Source organism: Thermosynechococcus sp. FA-CM-4201 (assembly GCF_054689355.1).
The window spans coordinates 1,933,413-1,957,277 of record NZ_CP079920.1 but is presented as its reverse complement, the minus strand read 5'-3'; the positions used below and the strand labels follow the sequence as shown (position 1 = coordinate 1,957,277).

Below are 23,865 nucleotides of genomic sequence, written 5' to 3'. Positions count from 1 at the left end.
CCAGTCAGGAATAAATAATTATCTATGGTTACCCCTGAACAACTGACCACCTTAATTCAATCCAGCTTGCCCGATGCCTTTGTGCAAGTGCAGGATTTGACTGGGGGGGGCGATCATTACGAAGCTGTAGTGGTCTCTGCCGCCTTTGAGGGTAAGCGACTGGTGCAGCAGCACCAATTGGTCTATAGCAGCCTCAAGGATCTCATGGCCAGCAATGAACTCCACGCCCTTGCCCTCAAGACCTATACCCCCGAGCAATGGGCACAACGCCAGTGATTTAGAATGCAATCTATTGCTGTTCTTTTGTATTGTGAACTTAAGAGGGAAAGCCAACGATGACACCCGAACTCCACGCCAAAATTGATCACCTCGTCAAAAGCAACAAAATCATTGTCTTTATGAAGGGCAGCAAGCTGATGCCCCAATGCGGGTTTTCCAACAATGCAGTGCAAATTTTGAATGCTCTCGGCGTCCCCTATGAAACGGTGGATGTGCTTGAGGATTTTGAGATTCGCCAAGGGATTAAGGAGTATTCCAACTGGCCCACGATTCCCCAAGTGTTTATCAATGGGGAGTTCATTGGTGGCTCGGACATTCTCATTGAGCTATATCAAAGTGGCGAGTTGCAACAACTGGTTGAGGTGGCCTTAGCTTCATAGTTTTTGCTCACCTTCACTGACGCTAAAAAAAAAATCCCCCATTGCTGGGGGAACTTCATCTGTTCAACAACCTTGACCGTTCGGCCTAGAGCGTGGCGGATTAGCCAAGGTTCACTTTGACGACGCGGTTTTTCTCTTCTTCCGCTTTCGGTAGGGTCAGGTGCAGGATGCCATCTTTGTATTCGGCTTTGACATCGGTGTTTTGAATCCGCACTGGCAGAGGAATGACCCGTTGGAATTTACCGTAGCGGAATTCGGTGCGTTTGATACCGTTGCTTTCGCTTTGGCTTTCAGATTTGCGTTCGCCACTGACAGAGACCGCATCCGCCGTGACTTGAATATCGAGGTCTTTGGCATCCATGCCGGGCAGTTCAATTTTTAGAAGCAAAGCATCAGGGGTTTCTTCGAGTTCGGCTGCCGGCAGGAAGCTAAGATCGTTGCGGCGTTCGGTCAAGGGAATCAATTCATCAAATAGACGGTTCATTTGGCGTTGTAGCGCATCGATTTCGCGGAACGGTTCCCAACGAACGAGTGCCATACGCTTATCCTCCTGTATTCCTTAAGGTTTCAGATTGCCCACGGGATAGTTACAGAGAGAACAGCACCAACAATTAACTTTGTTTTCGTTTGCCTTGGTATTGCTTGGGCTTATTCCCTCTGCCTACCTTCACTATAGAGGATGCAAGTCTTGATACAAGTGGGGTTTAACGATCTCTCCAAGTTCCTTTTCCCGAACCTGTATTATCCTGATGGGGAAATTAAGGAAACATTAAACCTTGTTAGTCAAAAGGTGATCAACGGCGAGTTCTTGCAGGACGGCTTGGGCGTTGGCGATCGCCAGTGTCCCCCGCAAAAAACCAATATTCGCCCCCGGACAGAGATAATTCAAGGACTTCTGCCGACAGAAGGCTTTTAATGCCTCAACGCTGCGCAGTTGGCGAGGCCAGTGGAAGGTGGTCGCCGTTTTCATCGGTGCCAGTTCTCCCGTAGGCGTAGGCAGTAGGTGACGACCGCTAAAGAGAACGCCCCCTTGGCCCGACCAATAGACACAGGCGCTGCCGGGGGAGTGACCGGGTGTCCAGAGAATTTCGAGGGTTTCACTAATGGCTAGATGGTGGTTAAACGGGGTTACCGTCACTTGGGGCAGCAGATAGGCCTCCTGAGCATGGATGATCACGTCACAGTTAAAGGTGCGCTGCATCTCACGAACGCGGGCGATCGCCCCCCGATGGGTCAGGATGAGACGCTGAACGCCACCCTGCTCCCTGAGCCAATTTTGGCTGCTCTCTGTCCAAGGGGGGGAATCAATAAGGGTATTGCCATCATTTTCTACAATGAGATAAGCAGTGCCTCCTAGCGTCTCGCGGTTTGGTGGAAACCCGTAAACCATGGGCAATACAAGGCGGGGCGGTTTCTGTTGTTGAGCCACAGGTATCGAAATCATGACATGGATTTCCCTTATTGTATTGGGTTTGATCTTGGTCTTTATTGTCCGCCAGAGTGCTGCCCGTGTCAGTCAAACCCCTTGGTGGCTCCTATGGCTGGTGCTGATGTTGCCAGCATTTTTTATTGGGGGCTGGATGCTGCTGTTAGGGAATACCCCTGTGCCGTCGGGATGGTTGATCCTTGTTTTTGTCACCAGTTCGGTGCTCTATCTTGTGCTTTTGCGCCGAGGCCAGCCCTCCTTACCGGCGGCACCACCCACCCCCCCACCGCCCACACCGACGGAAAATGGCAAGCTCCTCAATCAGGACGAAGAAACGCAATTGCAGAGCTGTTTCCCTTGGGGCATGTACTATCTGCAACAAATTGAGTATCGGCCGCAGGCGGTGATCTGCCGCGGGCAAATGCGCGGGGATGCCAACCAAGTCTATGAAACCGTGGAGCGCAATATTGCCCAACGCTTTGGCGATCGCTTTCTGGTCATGTTTCAAATGGGTTTGAGTAATAAGCCCTTTTTTGCCTTGATTCCCCGCGATCGCCTGCCCCAGCCCCAACAGCTTTTTCGTCCCGGTCTCAGCCTTGGGCTACTTGCCTTAACCTTTCTCACCACTACCGTTGCGGGTTTGGCACTCGTGGCGCCTGATTTGACGGCGGCGGAACTGCGACTCAACCCCAGTTTGCTTTGGCAGGGGTTACCCTACAGCGTCAGTCTGCTGTTGATTTTGGGCATCCATGAACTGGGACACTTTGCCACTGCCTGGTATTACGGCGTCAAAGCAACGCTGCCCTACTTTATTCCCCTCCCCTTTGCTATGGGCACATTGGGAGCCTTTATCCAGATGCGATCGCCCGTTCCCCATCGCCGTGCCCTCTTTGACATCAGTATTGCCGGCCCCCTAGCGGGGTTGCTCGTGACGCTACCGATTCTGGTTTGGGGATTACAGCAGTCCGAGGTGGTGCAATTGCCCGCCAATGCTTCCGAGCAGCCCCTCAATCCTCAGGTGTTTAGTCCCCGCATTTCGATTCTCTTTGCCCTGATTGCCAAAGCCATTTTTGGCGCTGCCCTCAAGAGTGATAGTGCCCTACACCTGCATCCAATGGCAGTGGCGGGGGTGCTGGGCTTGGTGGTGACGGCTTTGAACTTGATGCCGGTGGGTCAATTGGATGGGGGGCACATTGTCCATGCGATGTATGGCCATCGGGCGGGGGCCGTCATTGGCCAAATCAGCCGTTTACTGGTGCTGATTCTCTCCTTTATTCAACCGTGGCTCTTTGTCTGGGCCTTGATCCTGTTCTTTATGCCCGCCTTTGATGAACCGGCCCTCAATGATGTTAGTGAATTGGATAACTGGCGCGATGCCCTTGGCTTGATGGCACTGGTGTTGCTATTGCTGATTATTTTCCCGGTGCCGGCACCCCTTGCGGATCTGCTACTGCCGACACACCCAATGCCATAGGGGATGACGTTGCCCCTGCTGACGAATGCGCAGGACTTGTTTTTCTAGGCGTTGCTGCCAGCGGGGGGATCTGCCCCAGAAAATGTTGCGGGTCTGCCAGTAGAGAACGCTCAGGGTCATGCCAATACACAGCGCCAAACCGATCGCCGGCAGCCGATTGAAGAGAATGCCATAGCGCAACGCTGCCCACGTAAAATGCTCGCGCATCAGGCTAATTTCATAACGGAAGCCCCAGAGACTCAATGTGCCAACCGTTAGCCAAAGAAAGAGCACCACACTCCAGCGCATGAGGACGGTAAAGCGATGCAGGCGATCCACCTGCTGCCGAAATTCAGATTCAAGGCCTTGGGGCATTCGCGATCGCTCGTTAGCAGACATTTCTCTTCTCTATCGTATCTTTTTGCAGCTTTTTCATCATCTAATGTTGGTTTGAGGGGGTCATTGGGCAGGGGTTGCAAAGCCTCAATTTTATCTTTGTGGCACACTGTTGAGAAACAATGCCAGTGAGAAGGAGCCTCCGATGCCAAGCGTGAGTTTGCTGCGGGCAACATCCTATGACCTTGACCGTCTCAGTGCCTCCCTTGAGGAACTCCTAGCACCCTTGGGGGGAATGGCAGCGATCGTAAAACCGGGCGATCGCGTGCTGCTCAAGCCGAATTTACTCACCGGCGCACGGCCAAAACACGAATGCGTTACCCGTCCAGAACTGGTCTATTGCGTGGCCAAAATGGTACAGGCGGTGGGGGGACAACCCTTCCTAGGGGATGGGCCTGCCTTTGGTTCGGCATTGGGGGTCGCCCGCAACAATGGCTATTTGCCCTTTATTCAGGAATTGAATTTGCCCGTCATTGAATTCCATGGCGATCGCTATGCTACAGACAATCCTGAATTTGCCCACCTGCGCCTGAGCAAAGAAGCAATGGCCGCCGATGTCGTCATTAACCTACCCAAGGTCAAATCCCATGTGCAACTCACCCTCACCCTTGGGGTCAAGAATCTCTTTGGCTGTGTCCCCGGCAAAATGAAGGCATGGTGGCACATGGAAGCGGGTAAGGATGCCGATCGCTTTGGCCGCATGCTTGTCGAAACTGCACGGGCGATCGCCCCCGACCTCACGATTGTGGATGGCATTATCGGCCATGAAGGCAATGGCCCCAGTGGGGGAACGCCACGACCCCTGAATGTTTTGGGTGCCAGTCGTGATGTTTTTGCCCTCGATCGCGCCCTTGTGGCTATCCTCAACGTGGATCCTGAGCGCATTCCTACCCAACGCGCCGCCACCGCCCTCGGCTACAACTATGACCTCAGTGAGATTGCGTTTCCCTTGGCACAGCCCCATGAATTGGCGATTTACGATTGGCAACTGCCGCAGCAGATGATGCCCATTGACTTTGGCGCGCCGCGCGTCCTCAAATCCACCTTCAAACATCTCTATATTCGCTGGATCAAAGAACCGCTCACTGCCTATAGCCAAAAAGCCTAAGTTCTCACAAGGAACAGCCTTTGATAAGCTAAGGAAATGCAGTTGGGGAGAACCGTCCTTGAGCTTTGACTACGATCTCGTCATTATCGGTGCTGGTGTGGGGGGACATGGGGCTGCCCTGCATGCCGTCAGTGTCGGTCTGAAAACGGCCATTGTCGAAGCCGCAGAAATGGGGGGCACCTGCGTCAATCGCGGCTGTATTCCCTCAAAGGCTCTCCTTGCAGCAGCCGGACGGGTACGGGAACTGCGCCAAGCCAGTCATTGGCAAGCCCTTGGCATTCAACTGGGGCAAGTGAGCGTGGATCGCGCTGGGGTTGCTGCCCATGCCACCAATCTAGTGCAAAAAATTCGCAGTGATCTCACCAACAGTCTCAAGCGTCTCGGTGTGGATACGCTCATTGGCCGAGGGAAAGTGGCGGGTTCCCAAAAAGTGAGCATCAGCACCCCCACAGGGGAAAAAGTTGTTACCGCCAAGGACATTATCATTGCCACGGGGTCAGTGCCTTGGGTGCCCCCCGGTATTGAAGTGGATGGCAAAACCGTCTATACCAGTGACGATGCCATTAAGCTGGATTGGTTGCCGCAGTGGGTGGCGATTATTGGCAGTGGCTACATTGGCCTAGAATTTGCCGATATTTACACCGCCCTCGGCAGTGAAGTAACCATGATTGAGGCGCTGGATCAACTGATGCCCACCTTTGATCCAGATATTGCCAAACAGGCACAGCGGGTCTTGATTGCCCCTCGCGACATTGAAACCTACAGCGGTACGCTAGCCAAGCGGGTGATTCCCGGTAGCCCAGTCGTCATTGAATTGGCGGATGCCAAAACCAAAGAAGTGGTGGATGTCCTAGAGGTGGATGCCTGCCTTGTGGCCACGGGTCGTATTCCCGCCACCCAAGATATTGGCCTAGAGAGTGTGGGCGTCAGCACCGATAAGCGTGGCTTTATCCCCGTTAATGAGTATCTGGCGGTAACGAAAAAAGGGAAACCCGTTCCCCACCTGTGGGCGATCGGTGACGCCACGGGGAAAATGATGCTTGCCCATGCCGCTTCGGCGCAGGGGATTGCCGTTGTCGAAACAATTGTCGGACGGCCGCGCCAAGTGGATTATCGCAGTATTCCTGCGGCGGCCTTTACCCACCCGGAAATGAGCTTTGTCGGCTTGACCGAACCCCAAGCCCGTGAGCTAGGGGAAAAAGAAGGCTTTGAGGTGCAGGTGGCACGCACCTACTTTAAGGGCAACTCCAAGGCACTGGCGGAAACGGAAACCGATGGCCTAGCGAAGGTGATTTTCCGTGCGGATACGGGGGAGCTACTGGGGGCACATATCTTTGGTCTCCATGCTTCGGATTTAATTCAAGAGGCCGCCAATGCCATTCGCGATCGCCAGACCGTGAGCCACTTGGCCTTTAATGTCCACACCCATCCCACCCTCTCTGAAGTTCTTGACGAGGCCTTCAAGCGTGCCCACGAGATGGTGAGCCACCGCTGAACTTGCTACGATAAAGTTTGGAGTCTTTCAGGAGTGGGTGATGACACAGGCCACACAACCCGCCAAGGGAATCATGATGACCGAAGCTGCCCTCAAGCACGTGCTCGAACTGCGCGATAAGCACGGCAAAGACCTGTGTTTGCGCGTCGGTGTCAAAGGGGGTGGCTGCTCAGGGATGTCCTACACGATGGACTTTGAAGACCCCGCCAATATCCGTCCTGATGATGAAGTCTTTGACTACGATGGCTTCAAGGTGGTCTCCGATCCCAAGAGTATGCTCTACATCTATGGCTTGGTGCTCGACTACAGCAACGCCCTCATTGGTGGCGGCTTTAAGTTTACCAATCCCAATGCCACCCAAACCTGTGGCTGTGGTACCTCATTTTCTGCCTAAGGAGTTCTGCCCTTGACCACCTCTCAGCCGGTGAGTGACGTTGAACGTCAATTTGAGGCGGCGATCGCCCGCTACAAAGAAGGGGCACCGCCTGCGGAACTGATTCCCACCTTCAAGGAGATTTGCCAGCGTGCGCAAAAAAGTAGCTCCGCTTGGACTTGCTTGGCGTGGCTCTATCTCCTCGATGACAAGCCCCAGTCTGCCCTGAAGGCTGCCCAAAAAGCCGTCAAGCTGAATCCTGAAGACCCCCAAGCTCGCATTAACCTTGCGGTGGCGATGCTAGAAACAGGCCAAAAGGGCGTTCGTCCCCACATTGAATTGGCGCAAACCGTTGTTGCCGCTGTCGCTGAGCTGCGCCAAGAGGTCATCGATAACTTTGCCGACGGCCTGAAGCGCAAACCCGATTGGCAGAGCCTTGCCCGCGTCAAACAGTGGGTACTGGGGGGATAGCTATGGCACGGCTGCGGGAAGTGATCAATTGGCTCTTGGTGGCGGATACCTTCTTTGTCCTTGCTAGTTTTGGCTGGTTTGTGGTTGCCCTTGTGGGGCGCTCTTTGGAGCTACCCCTTGGCTTTGACCTCTGGATCCGCCTCTGGGAACCCCTCTTTATGCCCGCGATTGGCGTCTTGATGGCCGCCGCACTGATTAATGGTGCCCTCAGCTATGTGCAAAACCGCTGGCTGCTGCGCTCTGTGGGCAGTGACTTGCGATCGCGAGACTAATTCCTAAACTTGCTCGGCTTCCACATCTACCGTTGTAGAGATGTTGGGCGATCGCCAGCTTTTAATCCGCTCCACCAGCAACTGCGTTAGCTCACTGGCAAGGATGACCATGACCGTGACATCATCCAACTGGCCAACAATTGGCACCAAGTCTGGCGAAATATCCAGAGGACTGAGCAAATAGATCAAACTAGCGGCAATGATAAACCAGCGATATTTAGGATGCCGCAACACATTCCGATACCAGTTGTAGAAGCCGCTCATGGCGTATCAACCTTGAACCCTGCTCCTATTCTGGCATAGGGACTCAATGGCCCTAGGTGGGGAAAACCGTCCCCGGCTAATCAAAGTAAAAGAGCGTCACCACCTTATGCTGCTCTTCCGCCAGTTCACAGGTTTGCAGGAGCGTGTGGCTATCGTGGAAAGCAAAACAAATCAGTTGCTGGCAGCGGGAAATAATTTCCTGATTGCAGAGGGAACTGGCTTCTGCGAGGGGCAGGTGATCATTTTCGGGCTTCTCCACTAAGTGCATCACCTTATCCAGTTGTTGGCGGGACTCACGAGGCTGGCGCTCAAGACTCTGGGGCAAGATGACCGTTAGCAAATTGGGGTCTGCCCGCATCGCTCCGCGAATTGCAGCCGCATTGGTTCCAACGGCACCTGAGGTCATCAAGCGGTTACCCGCCAGCACAAGGGCATAGCTCATCATTTCAATGAGGTGCTGATGCGTAATCGGGACGTGACGCGAGCCAAGGAGCGCAATCCGCTTCGGACCAGAGTCTTGGATTGTCGCTAATTCTTGCAAAAACTCATCAATTTGGGGGGAATCAATGCCCGGAAGATTAGTCGCCTGCGTCAAGAGAGTGTCTCATGTGCTACGGAACGACGCTATTTTAGCATTTTGGCCTTCAATTCTAGTAGGGGTAAAGCCAGTTACCAACTGCCCGAAGCCCCCCCACCCGAGGAGTGCCCACCCTCATCATCACTGCGGCTCGAGTAACTGTCGTCATAGCTGGAGTAACTGCGGTAGCGATCGTCATCATCGTAGTAGGAGGGGCGAGAGCGATACTGAGGCTGCGGCCGGTTGCCAGAAAAGAAATTGAAAATAAACTTGACGATCGCAAAAATGATGATGAAAGGAAGGAGAATGATCAGACCAACAATGATAATGACGATAAAGATGCCCGTGATAATATTGCCGCCGGCAGTGCTGGTATAAGTGGAGGGGACAGGGCTACTGGAGGTGGTCAACTGATTTGTCCCCAGTTCATTGAGCAGAGCACGCACCCCATTCATAATGCCCTGCGCCATCTGACCCCGGCGAAAGTCCGGCAGCATATAGCGATCAATCACGGTTTGCATGCGTGGGTTCCAACCACTGCCATAGGCGCTGCCCAATTCAATCCGCACCTTGCGATCGCCAGGGGCAACCAACATCATCACGCCATCATTGCGCCAACGGCTACCCACGCCCCGATGGTTAAATAAATCCGTGGCAAAGGCTTCAAAACTTGGGTGTTGGTTACTGTAATCGCGATAGGAAGGAATCGTTACCAGCAGGACTTGCTGATTCGTGCGTTGATGAAACGCTTGCAGTTCGGAGCGAACCTGTTCTCGCTGGGGATAATCTAACACCTTCGCTAGATCGTTGACGTAGGTATCGGGTAAATCAGGGAAACGTACATAGGCTTGAATGGGCGACGGCGCCAGCGTCAACATCAAACCGGCCACCACAGAAAGGATCAGCAACAAAGGGCGGTTTCGCCAGCGCAAAGTAATCATTTTTCTGAAAGGAGTGCATCTTGGCTCACAGTATAGCTTTTCTGCTCAAAAACATTCACAAAATGAGGGTATTGATGACTAATTTATGACTAACTTTCGTTTAAGAATAGATTAATTGTTTCTGATAGATAATTAACGCAGGCACTTGTCTTTGAGCATTAGAGAAATTGACAGGGTTGACGAATTGCCTGTGCCAATAACTGCCGATACTCGCGATCGCTGACAACATATGCCCCAAAGCGCTCAAGATGGGGATTTTGCAGTTGGGCATCAAAGAGCAGAAAACCGCGACGCCGCAGATGCTCCACCAATTTCACCATCGCCACTTTCGAGCCGTCGGGGATGCGATAGAACATGGACTCGCCAATAAATGCACCACCAATCACAATACCGAGAATCCCCCCTGCCAGTTCATCGCCCTGCCACGTTTCAAAACTGACTGCCCAACCCGTGGCGTAAAGCAGATGGTACACCTCTTTAAGACGGGGCGTGATCCATGTACTCGGGCGATCAGCACACCCCTCAACCACAGCAGCAAAGTCTCGGTTAATGGCTACTTGAAAGCGATTTTGATTGAGCACTCGCTGCAAAGACTTCGGATAGCGAAACCGCTCATCAAGGGGAATCAATGCCCGCTGGCGGCTGGTGTACCACTCTAGATCATCGCCTTCCCCCATGAGAAAGTAGCCTTCGGCATAGCCATCATCAATAAAGGTATCGCGTACCCACTCGGCCTCAGAAATCTCCATGCTGATACTCTGGACAGTAGAAGCTTGATATGCGTTGATGTTGCCTATGCTACTCTCATCCTCGGCTGTCATGACAACCATTAGCCGTTACTGGCGCTGGTGTGTAGCACTGCTATTGGCCATCCTGTGGATTCTGCTCACCCCTACGGGAGCGATCGCCGAAGATTACACGAAAGAAGCCCTGATCAATATGGATTTTTCCGGGCGGGATTTGCGGGGGTCAGAATTCACAAAAGCCAACCTCTTCCACAGTAACCTCAGCCACACCAATCTTCAGGGAGTGAGCTTCTTTGGTGCCAACATGGAAACGGCTAACCTTGAAGGTGCCGATTTACGCTACGCCACATTGGACACCGCACGGCTGACCAAGGCCAATCTCACCAATGCCATCCTTGAAGGTGCCTTTGCCTTTAATACCAACTTTGACGACGCCATTATCACCGGTGCTGACTTTACCGATGTAGAACTGCGGGAAGACGCCCAACGCAAGCTCTGCAACGTTGCCAGTGGCACCAATCCCGTGACGGGGCGCAAAACATGGGAAACGCTCCACTGTGAAGACTTTGCCTCTTAATCCGTCTGCGTTTGCTCAAGAGACGATGATCCCCAAGGGCAGGCTATGCGATTGTCCGTAGGAGACGCTGCGCGATCCCCTGTGTCGGGAATTCTGATAAAGTATTACAAAAGTTAAGATTTATGACTAGAGTTTTTCATGAACGTTTTTATTGTTGGCGGTACGGGTACCCTAGGGCGGCAAATTGTGCGCCGTGCCTTAGATGAAGGACATCAGGTCTATTGTTTTGTCCGCAGTCCAGCCAAAGCCACGTTTCTGCGGGAATGGGGTGCCACCATTCTTCAGGGAAACCTCTGTGCTGCCGACAGTATTCTTGAGGCATTGCAGTACGCCAAAGCCTCGGTGGTCATTGATGCCTCTGCCACTCGCCCCACTGATACCCTAACCATCGAAGCCGTAGATTGGCAGGGCAAAGTCAACTTGATTCAGGCTGCTCAAGCCGCTGATATTGAACACCTGATCTTTTTCTCGATTATGGGAGCGCAGGACTATCCCCATGTGCCCCTGATGCAAATCAAACACTGTACCGAAGACTTCTTACGCGAATCAGGGCTAAATTACACGATCCTGCGTCCCTGTGGCTTCTTTCAGGGCTTGATTGGCCAATATGCGATCCCGATTCTGGAAAATCAATCGATTTGGGTTTTGGGAGAGTCCACCGCCATTGCCTACATGGATACTCAGGACGTGGCCAAATTTGCCGTGCGTGCCATTGATCGGCCTGCCACCTATGGCAAAACCTTTGACCTAGCGGGCACCCGCGCTTGGACAGCGGATGAAATTATTAAGCTGTGTGAAAATCTCTCAGGCCAAGAGGCAAAAATTACCCGTTTGCCCATTGGGGTGTTGCGAGCCGCACGGCAGGCCACCCAGTGGTTTCAGTGGACATGGAACATTAGCGATCGCCTTGCCTTTACGGAAGTGATTGCCAGTGGTCAAGTCTTCAATGCCCCGATGGAAGAAGTCTATCGCACCTTTGACCTCGATCCCAGCGAAACCCTGACCCTTGAGGCCTATTTACAGGACTATTTCACCCGAATTCTGCGTAAACTCAAAGAATTGGATTACGAAAAAGCCAAACAGAAAAAATCTGGACGCAAAAAACGCAGTCCCTTTAAGTCCACCCCCTAGGAGTTGCTGTGAAGGCGGGGATCATCTACAACGAAGGCAAACCCCTTGCGGTCGAATTGGCTACCCATGTCCGTCAAATTTTAGAACTTCAGGGCTGGGAAGTGCACATGGCCACGGGAATTGGGGGCATTCTTGGCTATTCTCGTCCCGATAGTCCCGTTTGCCATACCCCCATTGATCAACTGGTGCCCCCCGGCTTTGATGCTTCCATGGCCTTTGCGGTTGTTCTCGGCGGCGATGGCACCGTGCTGTCTGCCTTTCGCCAGTTGGCTCCCTGTGAGATTCCACTGCTCACGATTAACACCGGCCACTTGGGCTTTCTTACCGAGGGCTACGTTGCCGATTTAGAACCTGCCCTTGATCAAGTGCTGCGCGGCGACTACACGATTGAAGATCGCACGATGCTCACGGTGCAAGTCCTGCGCGATCAAACCGTTATTTGGGAAGCCCTCTCCCTCAATGAAATGGTGATCCACAAAGAACCCCTGACGGGAATGTGCCACTTTGAGGTGGATGTGGGTGCCCATGCCCGCGTTGATATTGCTGCCGATGGCTTGATTCTCTCCACCCCCACCGGTTCTACCGCCTATGCCCTCTCGGCGGGTGGCCCTGTGATTACCCCCGGTGTGGCGGCTTTACAATTGGTGCCCATTTGTCCCCACTCTTTAGCTTCCCGTGCCCTTGTCTTTGCCAACAGCGAACCCGTGTGGATCTATCCCGCGAACCCCTTCAAGCATCTGATTCTGGTGGTGGATGGCAATGCGGGCTGCTACATTCAGCCAGAGGATCAAGTTTTTGTGCAACGTGCCCCCTACCGTGCCCGCTTTATTCGCCTGCGGGCGCCAGAATTCTTCCATGTGTTGCGGCAAAAACTGGGCTGGGGACTGCCCCATATGGCCAAACCACGCCCCAAGAATAGTCAAGAATAGGACAAATCCCTAGGGCAAATGCTCTCGAAGGAACCCCCGATGACGACAGCAGCCGAACGGATTCAACAACTGCGGCACCTGCTTCAGCGTGCCAGCTACGCCTACTATGCCCTCGATCAGCCGATCATGGAAGATGAAGTCTATGACCAGCTCTATCGCGAACTTCAGGAACTCGAAGCGGCTCATCCTGAGTACATCACCCCCGACAGCCCTACCCAGCGGGTCGGCGAAGCTCCCGTCAGTCAATTTGAGAGTGTTAGCCATCGCATTCCCCTCTATAGCCTCGAAAATGCCTTTACCTTTGCCGATATGGTGGCGTGGCAGGAACGCTGGCAGCGCTATTGGCGTAGCCTACGGCGAGAGGAGCCAATTCCGCCAGCGGAATATGTCTGCGAACTGAAAATGGATGGTGTGGCTCTTGCTTTGACCTATGAAAAGGGTTTACTGGTGCGGGGGGCAACTCGGGGCGATGGCCAACGCGGTGAGGACATTACCAGCAATGTGCGCACGATTCGCACCATTCCCCTGCGCTTAGCGGTAGAGAACCCACCGCCGATCGTTGAAGTTCGCGGGGAAGCTTTTTTGCCTTTGGCGCGATTCCATCAACTGAACCAAGAACGCCAAGCCCAAGGAGAAGCTCCCTTTGCCAATCCCCGCAATGCCGCCGCCGGTACCCTGCGTCAACTGGATCCGCGCATTGTTGCCCAACGCCAACTGGACTTCTTTGCCTATGCGCTGCATTTACCTGAAGGGGGTAGCGTTCCTTGGGATGAGAGCCAAGCAGGGGAACCCCAATCGCAGCGGCAAGTGCTCAATGCGCTGCAACGCCTCGGCTTTCGGGTCAATCCCCACAATGCCGACTGTCCTGACCTAGAGGCCGTGAAAGCCTACTACGACTACTGGCAAACCGCACGCCACCAACTGCCCTATCTGACCGATGGCATTGTGGTCAAGCTCAATGATTTAACGCTGCAACAGACCCTTGGCTTTACACAAAAGTTTCCCCGAGGTTGTATTGCTTGGAAGTATGAACCGGAGCAGGCAATTACCGATGTGGTGGCGATTACGGTTCAGGTGGGACGCACCGGTGCGCTTACCCCCGTCGCTGAACTGGTGCCAGTGCAATTAGCGGGTACCACGGTATCACGGGCAACGCTGCACAATGCAGACTACATTGCCGAATTGGATTTGCACATTGGCGATAAGGTGGTGATCCACAAAGCCGGCGAAATCATTCCAGAGATTGTGCGGGTCTTTCCGGAATTGCGACCAGCAACGGCTCAACCCTTTACAATGCCCACCGTGTGTCCTGAATGTCATCAGCCGGTAGTGCACCCTGCCAACGAAGCTGTGAGTCGCTGTGTCAATCCGCGGTGTCCGGCGATCGTGCGCGGCCAAATCCTTCACTGGGCGAGTCGGGATGCTTTGGATATTCAAGGGTTAGGGGAAAAGCTGGTACAGCAATTGGTGGCCAAGGAATTGGTGCACACCCCTGCGGATCTCTATCGCCTGACGGCAGCACAACTGTTGCGCCTCGAGCGCATGGGTCAAAAGTCCGCTGCTAAATTGTTGCAGGCGATCGCCGACTCGAAACAACAACCGTGGCCACGGGTGCTCTACGGCCTAGGCATCCGCCATGTGGGGAGTGTGAATGCCCAAGTGCTTGCCGAGCAATTCAAGTCTGTTGAGGAGCTGGCCGCTGCTACTGTTGACGATTTGTGTGGGGTCTATGGCATTGGTGAGGAAATTGCCCACGCGGTTCACGAGTGGTTCCAAGACCCAGCGCACCAAACCCTCATTGCTGATCTCAAAGCCTTGGGGCTACAACTGGCGGCGGCGATCGCCACTGCACCAACAACGGGGCAATCCCTTGCGGGCAAACGTTTTGTGATTACAGGCACCCTGCCCAGCCTCACCCGTGAAGCGGCCAAAACCCTGATCCAGCAGCATGGCGGTCAAGTGAGTGAGAGTGTCAGTCGGCAAACAGATTATCTGGTGGTGGGTGAAAAAGCGGGGAGTAAACTGCGACGCGCTCAAGAATTGGGCATTCCCTGCATCAATGAAACAGAACTTATAGAAATGTGTCGTTAGACAAAAAATCAGTGGGAGTACGGAGTCACGACCCTGAAAAATCTTTTAGCCTAAAAAGTGTGGCTGCTTAGTACCTAACGTTCAAGCACAATAGGGGGCAATTCGCTGATCTTATGGTTTCTGTCACGCCGTCTCGACCTGCTGGGAGTGCCAATGCTATGACCCCTGCTCAGGGCTATCAGCATCAGTTACACCAAACTCATCCGACGCGCACCAATCACTATAGCCTGCGGGACTACCTGCAATTTGATAGCCAACGGGGCAGCATTACCGACTGGTATGATCAGCGGATCGCTCTAGCGACAGAAGACTTTGTCATTGGCCTCGTGCAAGGTCTCGAAGAGGAAGTGGGCCCTGCCTCTGCCCTCGTCATGTACAAAATTGGTGAAGAGTGGGGCAAACGCGATGCGGTGGTCTTTAAGCAACACTTTGAGCAGGAGTACCAGCGCGAACTACGCAAGGCTGCTTTGACATTTATCCTAGAGGCTTGGTGGTGGCCCTTTACAACCCTAGGCTGGGGCAACTGGGAAGTGGATCTCACGGAGCAAAAGAATGGTTTTATGTTCATCAATATCTTTGACTCCGTGGTGGCTCGCACCCTTGGGGATGTGGGTAAACCAGTCTGCTACATCTATGCTGGTCTGTTTGCGGGCTTCTTTACGGGATTGATTCAAAAGCCCCTGAGTTGTATCGAGTTGCAGTGCTATGCCATGGGGGAAACCTACTGTAAGTTTCTCGTCGGCAAACAGGATCGCATTGATGCTGCCGCCTTCTGGCAAAACGAAGGAGCCACGGCACGGGATATTGAAAAACGCCTGCGCCAAGGGGAGTTGGTGAAACGATAAGCCACAGGTGAGTGTGTTCATTTATTTTCTAGCGAGGGTTGCCTTATGTTCCGTCAGTTGAATCACTTAACCGTTGTTGCCGATGGTCGCTATGCCCGTCCTGAGGAATTAAACTTTCTGCGGGACTATCTGGCCTCGGTGGAGACTCGCATCAGTGCCTACGAAAAAATCCGCGCTGAGGCGGAAATGATGGCGGATAAAATTCAATCCATGCAAAAGGCAGAAAATCCCCGCTGTTTTCATCTCATCAATGGCGATCGCTCAGAAATTTGCCGTCGTGACTTGGTGGATACGATTCGCCTGTGCGCTTCGGCCATGCTCTTTTCTGAGCTAGATTTGCTGCGGGATAACTTCCTGCTGTGGTATCGCACCATTGTCAAATCCTTTAACTACGAGGCGTCTTCCTCCTCCACCTATGGCAAGTACCTGCCGAACATGATGAAGCAACTGCTCACACCCGAAGAACAACGGGTGATGCAGCCTGTTCTTGCCCTTGGCAGTTCAATTTTGTCAGAATAGAGTTGTTGTGGGGTGGGACTTATGCTGCGTCAACTGGAAAAACTCAGCCTTCAGGCCGATGGCCGCTATGCCAGTGCCAAGGAACTAGACTTTCTCAGAAATTATCTAGCAGCAGCGGAGCAGCGCATTAGTGCCTACGAAAAAATCCGCGATGCTGAAGAGAAAATCCTAGATCAGGTGGAGCAGCAACTGCGCGCCAAAAGTCCCCATATTTTCCGCAAGGGCAATCATGACTATTCCGCCGTGTGTCGGCGCGATCGCAAGCATGTGCTGCGCCTAGCGGCAGCGGCAATGTTATTTGCGGATTTGGATGCCCTGCGGGATGGCTTCTTGCTGTGGTACCGCACAATCATTAAGGCCTTCAAGGATGAGAAGGTGGCGCAAGTGACGTACCAAGTCCTGCCCCAAGCAGTCAATCAAGTGCTCTCGGGCGAGGAAACACCGTTAATGCAACCTGTGATGGCACTGACCCAGTCCATCCTAGGGGAATAGACTCACCTCAGCAGTGTGGCAAAAATGCGCTAGCCTAGAAGCACCGATTGCACGGGGCAATTTATCACTCCTGCGATCGCCTTTGGCGTACCATTGGTATTCGCCGCTATAGTATTACTAAGATTCATTGGGATACACAAAGGCATGACCATATCGGCGCAATTGCTGCAACGGGCAGATTTGATCGGTACACAGGTAATTACCCGTGATACTGGTCGGAAGTTAGGCGTCATTAATCAAGTTTGGGTCGATATTGACCAGCGGCAAGTGGTGGCCTTGGGGGTACGCAATACCCTCTTTACAGGGGAGCAACGCTACATTCTTCTCGACAGTATTCGCCAAATTGGCGATGTCATTCTCGTTGAGCACGATGATGATGTCACTGAGGCTCTCAATACCTACAACTACAGCACACTGATTGATAGTGAGATTGTCACCGAAACCGGCGAAGTGCTGGGTAAGGTACGGGGCTTTAAGTTTGATCCCGAAACGGGCGACATTACAGATTTGATTTTGGCTTCCATTGGCTTACCTTGGATTCCGGCTCAACTAATTAGCACCTACGAGTTGCCCATTGAGGAAATTGTCAGCACCGGGCCTGATCGCATTATTGTCTTTGAAGGGGCAGAAACCCGCCTGCGGCAATTAACTGTGGGTCTCTTAGAACGGGTCGGCTTGGGGGCACCCCCTTGGGAAAGCGACGAGGACGAGTACTATCAACCCGTTACGCCGAGCAGTAATCAATTGCCCTCCGGGGCGCGATCGCCGGTCTATCCTCCCCAACGCAGCCGCAGTGATTACGAAGCCGATTGGGAAACCGCTCCCCGGCGTCGCCGTCGCCAGCCCGAGTATGTGGAGTATGAGGAAGAGGAGTATGAGTACGAAGAGCGTCCCCGCTCGCGTCAAGTTAAGCCTCCAGCTCAAGCCATGCCGGTAGAACTGCCGGAATCGGAACCCACTGCCGATCCTTGGGAAGAACAACCGATTCGCCTTGAGCAGCGGCAGAAGCAAGAGGAATACGATCACGAATAGTCGGGAATAGTCCACGATGGCCTATGTCCCACTGGCCACGGTACTTCAGCAATGGCAGCAGGCTCCTGAGTGGCAGCAGCCGCAACAGTTCTTGCGTCTCTTGGAGCATTGGCCAACGCTGGTGGGGACGATTGTGGCGGCGCACACTGTACCGCTAGAACTCACCAGTCAAGGGGTTTTGCTAGTGGCGGTGGCCAGTAGTACTTGGGCACATCATCTGATGTTCTCGCGATCGCCCCTCATGGCCAAAATTCAGCAGACCCTAGGCATTCCCCTCAGTGATATTCGCTTTTCCAATCGCGACTGGCAACCCCAACGCTCGGCGATCGCCAGCCATGAGGCCTTACCGAAAGTCGGAAATCCTCCCATTGTGGCGCCTGCTGCCACTCCCCAAGAGGCTTTTCAACGATGGCAAGCCCAAGTGCGCCAGCGATCGCGAGACTATCCCCTCTGCCCCCGCTGTCAGTGCCCTACGCCCATCAAAGAATTGCAGCGCTGGGGACTCTGTGGCCTGTGTGCGACGCGGCCAACCTAGATGCCAGAGCCGTTGAGAAACTCTTCAATGGGGCGATCGCTGAGGCGGCAGGCTTGACCTTGGGAGGCTTGTAAATGTCCTTGCACCAAGGCAGGCACCTTTTCCTGCTGTTGCAGTGTTTGCACCTGTTTCTCGAGGAGTTCAATGCGATCCAAGAGATAGCGAATTGCTTCGGCCTCAGAGTCCGGCAATTGACCGTGTTCCAAGGGGGCAATTTTGGCACCTGCACGATAGACAATTCGCCCGGGAATTCCCACCACTGTACAATCCGAGGGCACATCCCGCAGCACCACAGACCCTGCGCCAATGCGCACATTGTCCCCAATCGTGAGGTTGCCCAACACCTTTGCCCCGGCACCGACAACCACATTTTCACCGAGGGTGGGGTGCCGCTTTCCGGTTTCTTTACCGGTACCGCCGAGGGTGACTCCCTGATAAATCAAACAGTAATTGCCCACAATCGCGGTCTCACCAATGACGACCCCCATGCCGTGATCAATGAAGACGCCCTTGCCAATCGTGGCGCCGGGGTGAATTTCAATCCCCGTCAGCAGGCGAGCAATGTGGGAAATGAACCGGGGGATAAAGGGAATACCCCGCCGCCAAAGCCAGTGGCTCAACCGATGGAGAACAATGGCCTGAAGTCCGGGATAGCAAAAAACAACCTCTAACCAATTGCGGGCAGCGGGATCCCGCTCAAAGATAATTTGGAAATCTGCTTTGAGGGTGCTGAGCACACGCGGCTCCTTGGCAGTGATGCAACCTAAACACCAGTTTCGATCTTAGCGGATTTTGCCAAGGTCTAAGAGACTTCAGGAGGCCACCACAGGGGAAGGCTGCGATCGCCGAGTGCGCTGTAGGCCATATTCGAGGGCTTCAGCAACCGCTTGGTAGGAGGCTTCAATGATATTGGCAGAGACACCCACCGTTGCCCAGCGATCGCGCCCATTACTGGATTCCACCAGCACCCGTGTCTTGGCTGCCGTGCCCGCATGACCATCTAAAATCCGCACCTTGTAATCCGTCAGGTGAAACTCGGCAATCTCTGGGTAAAAGGACATCAAGGCCTTGCGCAGCGCCTGATCTAATGCTGAGACAGGGCCATTGCCCTCTGCCGCCGTGAGCATCTCCTCGCCATTGACGTCAACTTTGACCGTGGCCAAAGACTGGCTGCGAATCGTGGCCTCCAGTTGACGGGAATCGGTGCGGCAAAAAACATCAAAGCCTTTGAGGGTAAAGGGTCGCTGGCGTTGCCCTAGAAGCTCCTGAATCAGCAGTTCAAAGCTCGCTTCCGCCGCTTCAAATTGATAGCCTTCGCTTTCTAGGTGCTTAATCCGCTCCAAAATCGTCCGACTCAGGGGATGCTGCCGATCCAACTCAAAGCCGAGTTCACTGGTTTTCGCCAAAATATTGCTAATGCCCGCCTGCTCAGAAATAATAATGCGCCGTTGATTGCCCACCAAATGCGGCTCAATATGCTCGTAGGTACGGGGGTTGCGCTGCACGGCACTGACATGGATTCCCCCCTTGTGGGCAAAGGCCGATAGTCCCACATAGGGCGCGTGATCATCGGGGGCAAGGTTGACAATTTCACTGACATGGCGGCTGACTTCCGTTAGTGTCGCCAACTGCTCTGGGGTAACACAGTGATAGCCGAGTTTCAATTGCAGATTGGGAATTAATGTACACAGATTGGCATTGCCACAGCGTTCGCCATAGCCGTTGATCGTTCCCTGCACCATCCGCACACCACTTTGCACCGCCGCAAGGGCATTGGCCACTGCCGTCCCCGCATCATTGTGGGTGTGAATCCCCAGACAATCAAGACCACCAAAGTGTGCCATCACTTCTGCCACCACGGCCTGAATTTGATGGGGCAAGCAACCACCATTGGTATCACACAGAACGAGCCATTCTGCCCCAGCGGCCAAAGCCGTTTCAAGGGTTTGTAGGGCATAGTCTGGATTGGCAAGATAGCCATCAAACCAATGCTCGGCATCGTAGATCACCCGCCGTCCTTGGGAGCGGAGGAACTGGATTGAGTCGGCGATCATGGCGCAGTTCTCCGCCAATGTGGTCTTAAGACCCTCGGTGACATGGAGATCCCAAGATTTACCAAAGAGGGTCACCCAGCGGGTACCGGCTGCTAGGATCGGCTCAAACATTGGCTCTTCTGCTGCCTTGCGGCCGGGGCGACGAGTGGCACAAAAAGCAACAATTTCTGCCTGTTGGAGGGGCGTTTCCTGCAACTGCCAAAAAAACTGTACGTCCTTGGGATTGGCTCCCGGCCACCCCCCCTCAATAAAGGGAATCCCGAGGCGATCCAGTTGACGGGCAATCCGCAGTTTATCCTCGAGAGAGAGGGAGAGACCTTCCCGCTGGGCGCCATCGCGGAGAGTGGTATCGTACAGCCAAATTTTCACTGTGCTGACTCTCCCTTGGGACGCTCATAGTCATTGGCGTAGGCTTGCAGCAGAGAACTGACTTGGGTAAAGACCTCTTTGCCGGAGGTTTTGCCAATGGCCGATCGCTCCGGATGAAATTGTGGCCGCGCCATGCTGTGGTTAATGGCTTCTTGGACTTGGGTGCGAATCAGATCCATGAGTTCCTCTTCAGCCCGCTGGCGTTGATACTGTGCGCCCTCTTCGGTTGTAGCGTAGAGTGGGGGAAGGCGGTTGAGGGCGTAGGCGGCAATATCTCCCAAATCAAGGGCGCATTCTTGCTCCGCTTCAATGGCAGCAATACGGGTAATTGCCTCGGTGAGCACCAGTTCTTCCATGACGTTGATAAATTGCTTGCGGGGGACAGCTACCACTTGCCCCGTCAATAGGGCACCCATGAGGCGATCCAACGCCATGTAGTCTTCCACGGAGAGCTCTGTGGCTTTATCACAAATACGTCCTACTTCTGCCTCCTGCGTTGGCGTGAGATAGCCATTGCGGAGTGCTTGTTCAACAATCTCTTGAATCCCCATACGTGTTTCCGCTGTAATTGCTGTAGGGGCAGCCCCCCACTCAAATTTAGTATATGCCGAGGAACTGCCAAGGGCAGGGGCAATTTTGCATTTCGCTATTGGGGATGGGCGATCAATGAACGGCGCGATCGCCAGCTTAAGCTCAAACTCTACTCCACTCAGGGCGTACTGGAATATTGGATTGCCGATTGGCGGCGCCAAACCGTGGAAATCTTTCGTCGTGAAGCGGGACTGCTCAAACTTGCTCTCACGCTTTATCGAGAGGATACGTTGACCTCTCCCCTATTGCCAAACTTTTATTGTTTCCTAGGACAAATTTTTGAGCCGTGAGCCTATCGCTCAGTTATTGCTGTAGAGGCTAAAGAGCGATCGAAAGTCGAAGAGACGAATCAACATGGGCAAAAAGGCATCTAGGCCATTGGGGGCTTTGGGTTTGTGCCACCATGTGAGACCACCATAGAGCAGTTGTACAAGGTGTCGCTGTGCCTCATCACTGACCTCTAAAAAGCGCAGGTAAATACAGCACCGCTCCTCTTCAGTGCGGGTACGAACCACGGCTGCGGTGACGCTAAAGTCCTGTTCCAAAAAGGTCAGTGTGCCGACGGTATCTCTTGGGGCTTCGATAAAACGCCCTGCGGTCAGCAATAGGGCAGCGCCTGTCTCAGACACATCGCGGGTATAGCCCCAGTAGGTTTGATCCCCCAGTTGGAAGCGACACACGGTGCAAACGGGAAAGCGATCGCTCTGACGGCGAGTGGGCTGATCAATGGAGGACAAAACCGCAATCAAGGCAATAAAGGCGTTGTAGAGCGTCCAAGCCAGCATCACCTCTAACCCCGCCCGTTCATACTCCATTGGTGGCCAGATATGAAGCCAGTAACCCCCATAGCGGATAAAGACCCCCACCCCGACCGCAATCACAAACGCCGCCAGCGGCCATGTATAGCGCAAATTCAACCGCTTCCGATTGGAGAGGGTACCCTTGTTGGTGACAATGCTGCCAATTTTGCCAAAGGGATTGCGGAGGATTTTAATCAGTTGCACCATCCCCGGAAAGGCAAAGGTGACCTCATAGACTTCACCCCAGACGGAAAAATACCGCCCTTCTGTTGCCCAGCTAAAGGTGGCGATCGTCAGCAGCGTATAGGGCAGCGCATAAAAGAGATACTCACTAAACGTGGCCACCGTCAGGGAAATACCCGTCATCAGGCTCAAAAAAGGACCGATGAGAAAGCAGGTGCGGATGAAGGGGTTAATGTTGTGCAAGAGCAGCGAGAGGTGGCAACTGCGCTGAAACCACGACAGTTTTGACCAAATGGGGAGATCATCGCCACAGAAATAGATTTGCATATTCCCCTGTAGCCACCGCAGCCGTTGCTCGAGATGGTCTTGGAAGTTGCGAGGAGACTCCCCCATGCTGAGGATTTCATTGAGGTAGACGAGGCGATAGCCAGCGATCTGCATTTTGGTTCCCGTTTGGAAATCCTCAACCACACAGCGGGTGTAGTATCCGCCCACGGCTTCTAGGTCACGACGGCGCACCACATAGGAGGTACCGCAGCAAATAATGGCATTGCCAAAGTCCCGCCCCGGCTGAATAAAGCCAAAAAAGTACTCCATATCGCCGGGCATCATAAACTCAATGCCAAGGTTTTGGGAGTGGTAGTCAGGGTTAAAGAAGTGCTGGGGCGTCTGCACCATGGATACGTGATCATCTTGAAAGAAGCCCACGGTGCGGGTGAGGAAGTTCTGAAAGGGAATAAAGTCGGCATCAAAAACGGCAATCAGTTCACCCGTGGTGTATTTCAGGGCATGGTTGAGGTTGCCTGCTTTGCGGTGTTCATTGGTGGGGCGGGTGAGATAGTTGACCCCGAGATGTTCACAGAGATCCGCAATTTCCGATCGTCGACCATCGTCGAGGACATAGATACTTTTATTCCTGTAGTTGATCGCCTGACAGGCCACAATCGTCCGCCGCAAAATATAGGGGGGTTCATTGTAGGTGGGAATGAAAATATCCACACTGGGGCAGTATTCACCACTGAGAACCGCCTGCTGATAGTAATTGGCCTGTCGCGATCGCCATGCGGTCGTCAGCCATGCCGTCTGATAGAAGTAAAGCAAATAGGTGAAAAAGTACAGCAGCTCAAGACCATAGAAGCCAATACTGGCAGTAAAGCTCAACCAGTGGGCATCATTGAGGGTCACCCAGGCCCGCCACACCAGATAGCGGCAGCCAAAGAGAATCACAATGAAGCGAATAATCAAGCGTGTGACATTGTTGCTGGGAATAAAATTGAGGGCGATCGCCACCATCCCCGCCAGAACCACCGGCCACCAGGCACTCAACTCATCCTCAGGCATTTGCAAGAGAGTAGGTAAAGGTCGCAACTGGTCTGGGTTCACCAGATCAATGGGAAAGAGCGTCGGTCGCCACACCGTCGCCAACAGCACCCCAAAGAGGAATAGGATGCTGAAAACAAAAAGACCCCAGACCCACGGTGAAACCAGTTGCGGGGGTGAAGTGGGCTTGGGTGGTTCATGGGTCATAAGGAGACC

The 23,865-nt window shown here is 53.5% G+C and carries 28 protein-coding genes and 1 pseudogene; 18 read left to right on the top strand and 11 right to left on the bottom strand.

The genetic code is table 11. From position 1 onward, the window contains the following. Positions 1 to 24 precede the first annotated feature (24 nt). Both KV190_RS09590 and grxD read left to right on the top strand, forming a co-directional pair. Positions 25 to 276, top strand: coding sequence for a BolA family protein (locus tag KV190_RS09590; RefSeq protein WP_460193071.1), 252 nt, complete (start codon positions 25 to 27; stop codon positions 274 to 276). A 59-nt stretch (positions 277 to 335) separates the two neighbouring features. Beyond that, the gene (gene grxD, locus KV190_RS09585) at positions 336 to 659 is read left to right on the top strand and encodes a Grx4 family monothiol glutaredoxin (RefSeq protein WP_181496364.1); all 324 of its coding nucleotides are present in this window, start codon (positions 336 to 338) and stop codon (positions 657 to 659) included. A gap of 100 nt (positions 660 to 759) precedes the next feature. On the opposite strand, the gene KV190_RS09580 is transcribed toward grxD, so the two are convergent. Continuing rightward, positions 760 to 1,197 (bottom strand): Hsp20/alpha crystallin family protein, encoded by a 438-nt coding sequence (locus KV190_RS09580; RefSeq protein WP_460193070.1) that lies wholly within the window; start codon positions 1,195 to 1,197, stop codon positions 760 to 762. A gap of 231 nt (positions 1,198 to 1,428) precedes the next feature. Continuing rightward, positions 1,429 to 2,103, bottom strand: coding sequence for an MBL fold metallo-hydrolase (locus KV190_RS09575; RefSeq protein ID WP_460193069.1), 675 nt, complete (start codon positions 2,101 to 2,103; stop codon positions 1,429 to 1,431). Here KV190_RS09575 and KV190_RS09570 point away from each other — a divergent pair. Continuing rightward, entirely contained in the window at positions 2,102 to 3,559 is a 1,458-nt protein-coding gene (locus KV190_RS09570) for a site-2 protease family protein (protein ID WP_460193068.1), read from the top strand. The two genes, KV190_RS09575 and KV190_RS09570, sit on opposite strands and share 2 nt — an antisense overlap. Here the strand turns inward: KV190_RS09570 and KV190_RS09565 are convergent. Further along, a complete protein-coding gene (locus tag KV190_RS09565; protein ID WP_460193066.1) occupies positions 3,533 to 3,937 on the bottom strand; it encodes a hypothetical protein in 405 nt (134 codons plus the stop codon). The genes KV190_RS09570 and KV190_RS09565 overlap by 27 nt on opposite strands. A 142-nt stretch (positions 3,938 to 4,079) precedes the next feature. Here KV190_RS09565 and KV190_RS09560 point away from each other — a divergent pair, with 142 nt between their 5' ends. From KV190_RS09560 to KV190_RS09540, 5 genes are read left to right on the top strand one after another with little or no spacing between them, the layout of a single operon-like run. Beyond that, positions 4,080 to 5,042 carry an Npun_F2552 family protein gene (locus KV190_RS09560; RefSeq protein ID WP_460193065.1) on the top strand — a complete coding sequence of 321 codons (963 nt, stop codon included), beginning with the start codon at positions 4,080 to 4,082 and terminating at the stop codon, positions 5,040 to 5,042. 58 nt (positions 5,043 to 5,100) lie between these two features. Continuing rightward, the gene (lpdA, locus tag KV190_RS09555; RefSeq protein WP_460193063.1) at positions 5,101 to 6,537 is read left to right on the top strand and encodes a dihydrolipoyl dehydrogenase; all 1,437 of its coding nucleotides are present in this window, start codon (positions 5,101 to 5,103) and stop codon (positions 6,535 to 6,537) included. 40 nt (positions 6,538 to 6,577) lie between these two features. After that, entirely contained in the window at positions 6,578 to 6,931 is a 354-nt protein-coding gene (locus tag KV190_RS09550; protein WP_206201439.1) for a HesB/IscA family protein, read from the top strand. 12 nt (positions 6,932 to 6,943) lie between these two features. Beyond that, the gene (locus KV190_RS09545; protein WP_460193061.1) at positions 6,944 to 7,381 is read left to right on the top strand and encodes a tetratricopeptide repeat protein; all 438 of its coding nucleotides are present in this window, start codon (positions 6,944 to 6,946) and stop codon (positions 7,379 to 7,381) included. 2 nt (positions 7,382 to 7,383) lie between these two features. Further along, positions 7,384 to 7,653, top strand: coding sequence for a hypothetical protein (locus tag KV190_RS09540; RefSeq protein WP_460193059.1), 270 nt, complete (start codon positions 7,384 to 7,386; stop codon positions 7,651 to 7,653). 3 nt (positions 7,654 to 7,656) lie between these two features. Here the strand turns inward: KV190_RS09540 and KV190_RS09535 are convergent, their stop codons facing one another. The 4 genes from KV190_RS09535 to aat all read right to left on the bottom strand — a co-directional run bounded on the left by KV190_RS09535 (position 7,657) and on the right by aat (position 10,184). Beyond that, complete coding sequence (locus tag KV190_RS09535; RefSeq protein ID WP_460193058.1) at positions 7,657 to 7,917, bottom strand: YkvA family protein; 261 nt, start codon at positions 7,915 to 7,917, stop codon at positions 7,657 to 7,659. Positions 7,918 to 7,993: 76 nt separating this feature from the next. Continuing rightward, positions 7,994 to 8,512 carry a hypothetical protein gene (locus KV190_RS09530; protein WP_024125793.1) on the bottom strand — a complete coding sequence of 173 codons (519 nt, stop codon included), beginning with the start codon at positions 8,510 to 8,512 and terminating at the stop codon, positions 7,994 to 7,996. 74 nt (positions 8,513 to 8,586) lie between these two features. Further along, positions 8,587 to 9,435, bottom strand: a complete 849-nt coding sequence (locus KV190_RS09525; RefSeq protein WP_460193057.1) for a TPM domain-containing protein — start codon at positions 9,433 to 9,435, stop codon at positions 8,587 to 8,589. A gap of 158 nt (positions 9,436 to 9,593) precedes the next feature. Next, a complete protein-coding gene (gene aat / locus KV190_RS09520) occupies positions 9,594 to 10,184 on the bottom strand; it encodes a leucyl/phenylalanyl-tRNA--protein transferase (protein WP_460193056.1) in 591 nt (196 codons plus the stop codon). Between the two features lie 37 nt (positions 10,185 to 10,221). On the opposite strand from aat, the gene KV190_RS09515 reads away from it, so the two are divergent. The 9 genes from KV190_RS09515 (at position 10,222) to KV190_RS09475 (ending at position 18,332) form a co-directional block, all read left to right on the top strand. Then, positions 10,222 to 10,758 carry a pentapeptide repeat-containing protein gene (locus KV190_RS09515; protein WP_460193055.1) on the top strand — a complete coding sequence of 179 codons (537 nt, stop codon included), beginning with the start codon at positions 10,222 to 10,224 and terminating at the stop codon, positions 10,756 to 10,758. A gap of 138 nt (positions 10,759 to 10,896) precedes the next feature. Continuing rightward, on the top strand, positions 10,897 to 11,889 hold the full coding sequence (locus tag KV190_RS09510; RefSeq protein WP_149817603.1) for an NAD(P)H-binding protein: 993 nt from the start codon (positions 10,897 to 10,899) through the stop codon (positions 11,887 to 11,889). A gap of 8 nt (positions 11,890 to 11,897) precedes the next feature. Further along, positions 11,898 to 12,818 carry an NAD(+) kinase gene (locus KV190_RS09505; RefSeq protein WP_460193054.1) on the top strand — a complete coding sequence of 307 codons (921 nt, stop codon included), beginning with the start codon at positions 11,898 to 11,900 and terminating at the stop codon, positions 12,816 to 12,818. 18 nt (positions 12,819 to 12,836) lie between these two features. Beyond that, positions 12,837 to 14,909, top strand: a complete 2,073-nt coding sequence (gene ligA / locus KV190_RS09500) for an NAD-dependent DNA ligase LigA (protein WP_460193052.1) — start codon at positions 12,837 to 12,839, stop codon at positions 14,907 to 14,909. Positions 14,910 to 15,067: 158 nt separating this feature from the next. Next, positions 15,068 to 15,754, top strand: a complete 687-nt coding sequence (locus KV190_RS09495; protein WP_460193051.1) for a V4R domain-containing protein — start codon at positions 15,068 to 15,070, stop codon at positions 15,752 to 15,754. A gap of 45 nt (positions 15,755 to 15,799) precedes the next feature. Next, a complete protein-coding gene (locus tag KV190_RS09490; protein WP_460193050.1) occupies positions 15,800 to 16,273 on the top strand; it encodes an allophycocyanin in 474 nt (157 codons plus the stop codon). 21 nt (positions 16,274 to 16,294) lie between these two features. After that, on the top strand, positions 16,295 to 16,765 hold the full coding sequence (locus KV190_RS09485; RefSeq protein WP_460193049.1) for an allophycocyanin: 471 nt from the start codon (positions 16,295 to 16,297) through the stop codon (positions 16,763 to 16,765). Positions 16,766 to 16,909: 144 nt separating this feature from the next. Further along, positions 16,910 to 17,797, top strand: coding sequence for a PRC-barrel domain-containing protein (locus tag KV190_RS09480; protein WP_460193048.1), 888 nt, complete (start codon positions 16,910 to 16,912; stop codon positions 17,795 to 17,797). A 16-nt stretch (positions 17,798 to 17,813) separates the two neighbouring features. Continuing rightward, complete coding sequence (locus KV190_RS09475; protein ID WP_460193046.1) at positions 17,814 to 18,332, top strand: DciA family protein; 519 nt, start codon at positions 17,814 to 17,816, stop codon at positions 18,330 to 18,332. On the opposite strand, the gene cysE is transcribed toward KV190_RS09475, so the two are convergent. The 3 genes from cysE to KV190_RS09460 all read right to left on the bottom strand — a co-directional run bounded on the left by cysE (position 18,329) and on the right by KV190_RS09460 (position 21,306). Further along, the gene (gene cysE, locus KV190_RS09470; RefSeq protein ID WP_460193045.1) at positions 18,329 to 19,069 is read right to left on the bottom strand and encodes a serine O-acetyltransferase; all 741 of its coding nucleotides are present in this window, start codon (positions 19,067 to 19,069) and stop codon (positions 18,329 to 18,331) included. The genes KV190_RS09475 and cysE overlap by 4 nt on opposite strands. Positions 19,070 to 19,144: 75 nt before the next feature. Then, a complete protein-coding gene (gene cimA, locus KV190_RS09465) occupies positions 19,145 to 20,755 on the bottom strand; it encodes a citramalate synthase (protein ID WP_460193043.1) in 1,611 nt (536 codons plus the stop codon). Then, the gene (locus tag KV190_RS09460) at positions 20,752 to 21,306 is read right to left on the bottom strand and encodes a late competence development ComFB family protein (protein WP_460193042.1); all 555 of its coding nucleotides are present in this window, start codon (positions 21,304 to 21,306) and stop codon (positions 20,752 to 20,754) included. Before KV190_RS09460 ends, cimA begins: the two co-directional genes overlap by 4 nt. Positions 21,307 to 21,420: 114 nt before the next feature. Here KV190_RS09460 and KV190_RS09455 point away from each other — a divergent pair. Then, positions 21,421 to 21,636: pseudogene (locus KV190_RS09455) on the top strand (Uma2 family endonuclease); the annotation flags it as partial. Between the two features lie 9 nt (positions 21,637 to 21,645). Here KV190_RS09455 and xcsA read toward each other — a convergent pair. Next, positions 21,646 to 23,856: a cellulose synthase XcsA gene (gene xcsA, locus KV190_RS09450; protein WP_460193040.1), complete on the bottom strand. Its 2,211-nt coding sequence runs from the start codon at positions 23,854 to 23,856 to the stop codon at positions 21,646 to 21,648. Positions 23,857 to 23,865: the final 9 nt, after the last annotated feature.

What these genes read in the sequence shown, in the direction of transcription:
- KV190_RS09495 (WP_460193051.1), top strand. Translation starts at nt 15,068, where the DNA reads ATGACCCCTGCTCAGGGCTATCAGCATCAGTTACACCAAACTCATCCG.
- KV190_RS09580 (WP_460193070.1), bottom strand. Translation starts at nt 1,197, where the DNA reads ATGGCACTCGTTCGTTGGGAACCGTTCCGCGAAATCGATGCGCTACAA.
- KV190_RS09565 (WP_460193066.1), bottom strand. Translation starts at nt 3,937, where the DNA reads ATGTCTGCTAACGAGCGATCGCGAATGCCCCAAGGCCTTGAATCTGAA.
- KV190_RS09575 (WP_460193069.1), bottom strand. Translation starts at nt 2,103, where the DNA reads ATGATTTCGATACCTGTGGCTCAACAACAGAAACCGCCCCGCCTTGTA.
- KV190_RS09535 (WP_460193058.1), bottom strand. Translation starts at nt 7,917, where the DNA reads ATGAGCGGCTTCTACAACTGGTATCGGAATGTGTTGCGGCATCCTAAA.
- KV190_RS09570 (WP_460193068.1), top strand. Translation starts at nt 2,102, where the DNA reads ATGACATGGATTTCCCTTATTGTATTGGGTTTGATCTTGGTCTTTATT.
- KV190_RS09515 (WP_460193055.1), top strand. Translation starts at nt 10,222, where the DNA reads ATGTTGCCTATGCTACTCTCATCCTCGGCTGTCATGACAACCATTAGC.
- KV190_RS09540 (WP_460193059.1), top strand. Translation starts at nt 7,384, where the DNA reads ATGGCACGGCTGCGGGAAGTGATCAATTGGCTCTTGGTGGCGGATACC.
- KV190_RS09525 (WP_460193057.1), bottom strand. Translation starts at nt 9,435, where the DNA reads ATGATTACTTTGCGCTGGCGAAACCGCCCTTTGTTGCTGATCCTTTCT.
- KV190_RS09485 (WP_460193049.1), top strand. Translation starts at nt 16,295, where the DNA reads ATGCTGCGTCAACTGGAAAAACTCAGCCTTCAGGCCGATGGCCGCTAT.
- KV190_RS09490 (WP_460193050.1), top strand. Translation starts at nt 15,800, where the DNA reads ATGTTCCGTCAGTTGAATCACTTAACCGTTGTTGCCGATGGTCGCTAT.
- KV190_RS09475 (WP_460193046.1), top strand. Translation starts at nt 17,814, where the DNA reads ATGGCCTATGTCCCACTGGCCACGGTACTTCAGCAATGGCAGCAGGCT.
- ligA (WP_460193052.1), top strand. Translation starts at nt 12,837, where the DNA reads ATGCTCTCGAAGGAACCCCCGATGACGACAGCAGCCGAACGGATTCAA.
- KV190_RS09510 (WP_149817603.1), top strand. Translation starts at nt 10,897, where the DNA reads ATGAACGTTTTTATTGTTGGCGGTACGGGTACCCTAGGGCGGCAAATT.
- aat (WP_460193056.1), bottom strand. Translation starts at nt 10,184, where the DNA reads ATGGAGATTTCTGAGGCCGAGTGGGTACGCGATACCTTTATTGATGAT.
- grxD (WP_181496364.1), top strand. Translation starts at nt 336, where the DNA reads ATGACACCCGAACTCCACGCCAAAATTGATCACCTCGTCAAAAGCAAC.
- KV190_RS09550 (WP_206201439.1), top strand. Translation starts at nt 6,578, where the DNA reads ATGACACAGGCCACACAACCCGCCAAGGGAATCATGATGACCGAAGCT.
- KV190_RS09460 (WP_460193042.1), bottom strand. Translation starts at nt 21,306, where the DNA reads ATGGGGATTCAAGAGATTGTTGAACAAGCACTCCGCAATGGCTATCTC.
- xcsA (WP_460193040.1), bottom strand. Translation starts at nt 23,856, where the DNA reads ATGACCCATGAACCACCCAAGCCCACTTCACCCCCGCAACTGGTTTCA.
- KV190_RS09480 (WP_460193048.1), top strand. Translation starts at nt 16,910, where the DNA reads ATGACCATATCGGCGCAATTGCTGCAACGGGCAGATTTGATCGGTACA.
- KV190_RS09590 (WP_460193071.1), top strand. Translation starts at nt 25, where the DNA reads ATGGTTACCCCTGAACAACTGACCACCTTAATTCAATCCAGCTTGCCC.
- KV190_RS09560 (WP_460193065.1), top strand. Translation starts at nt 4,080, where the DNA reads ATGCCAAGCGTGAGTTTGCTGCGGGCAACATCCTATGACCTTGACCGT.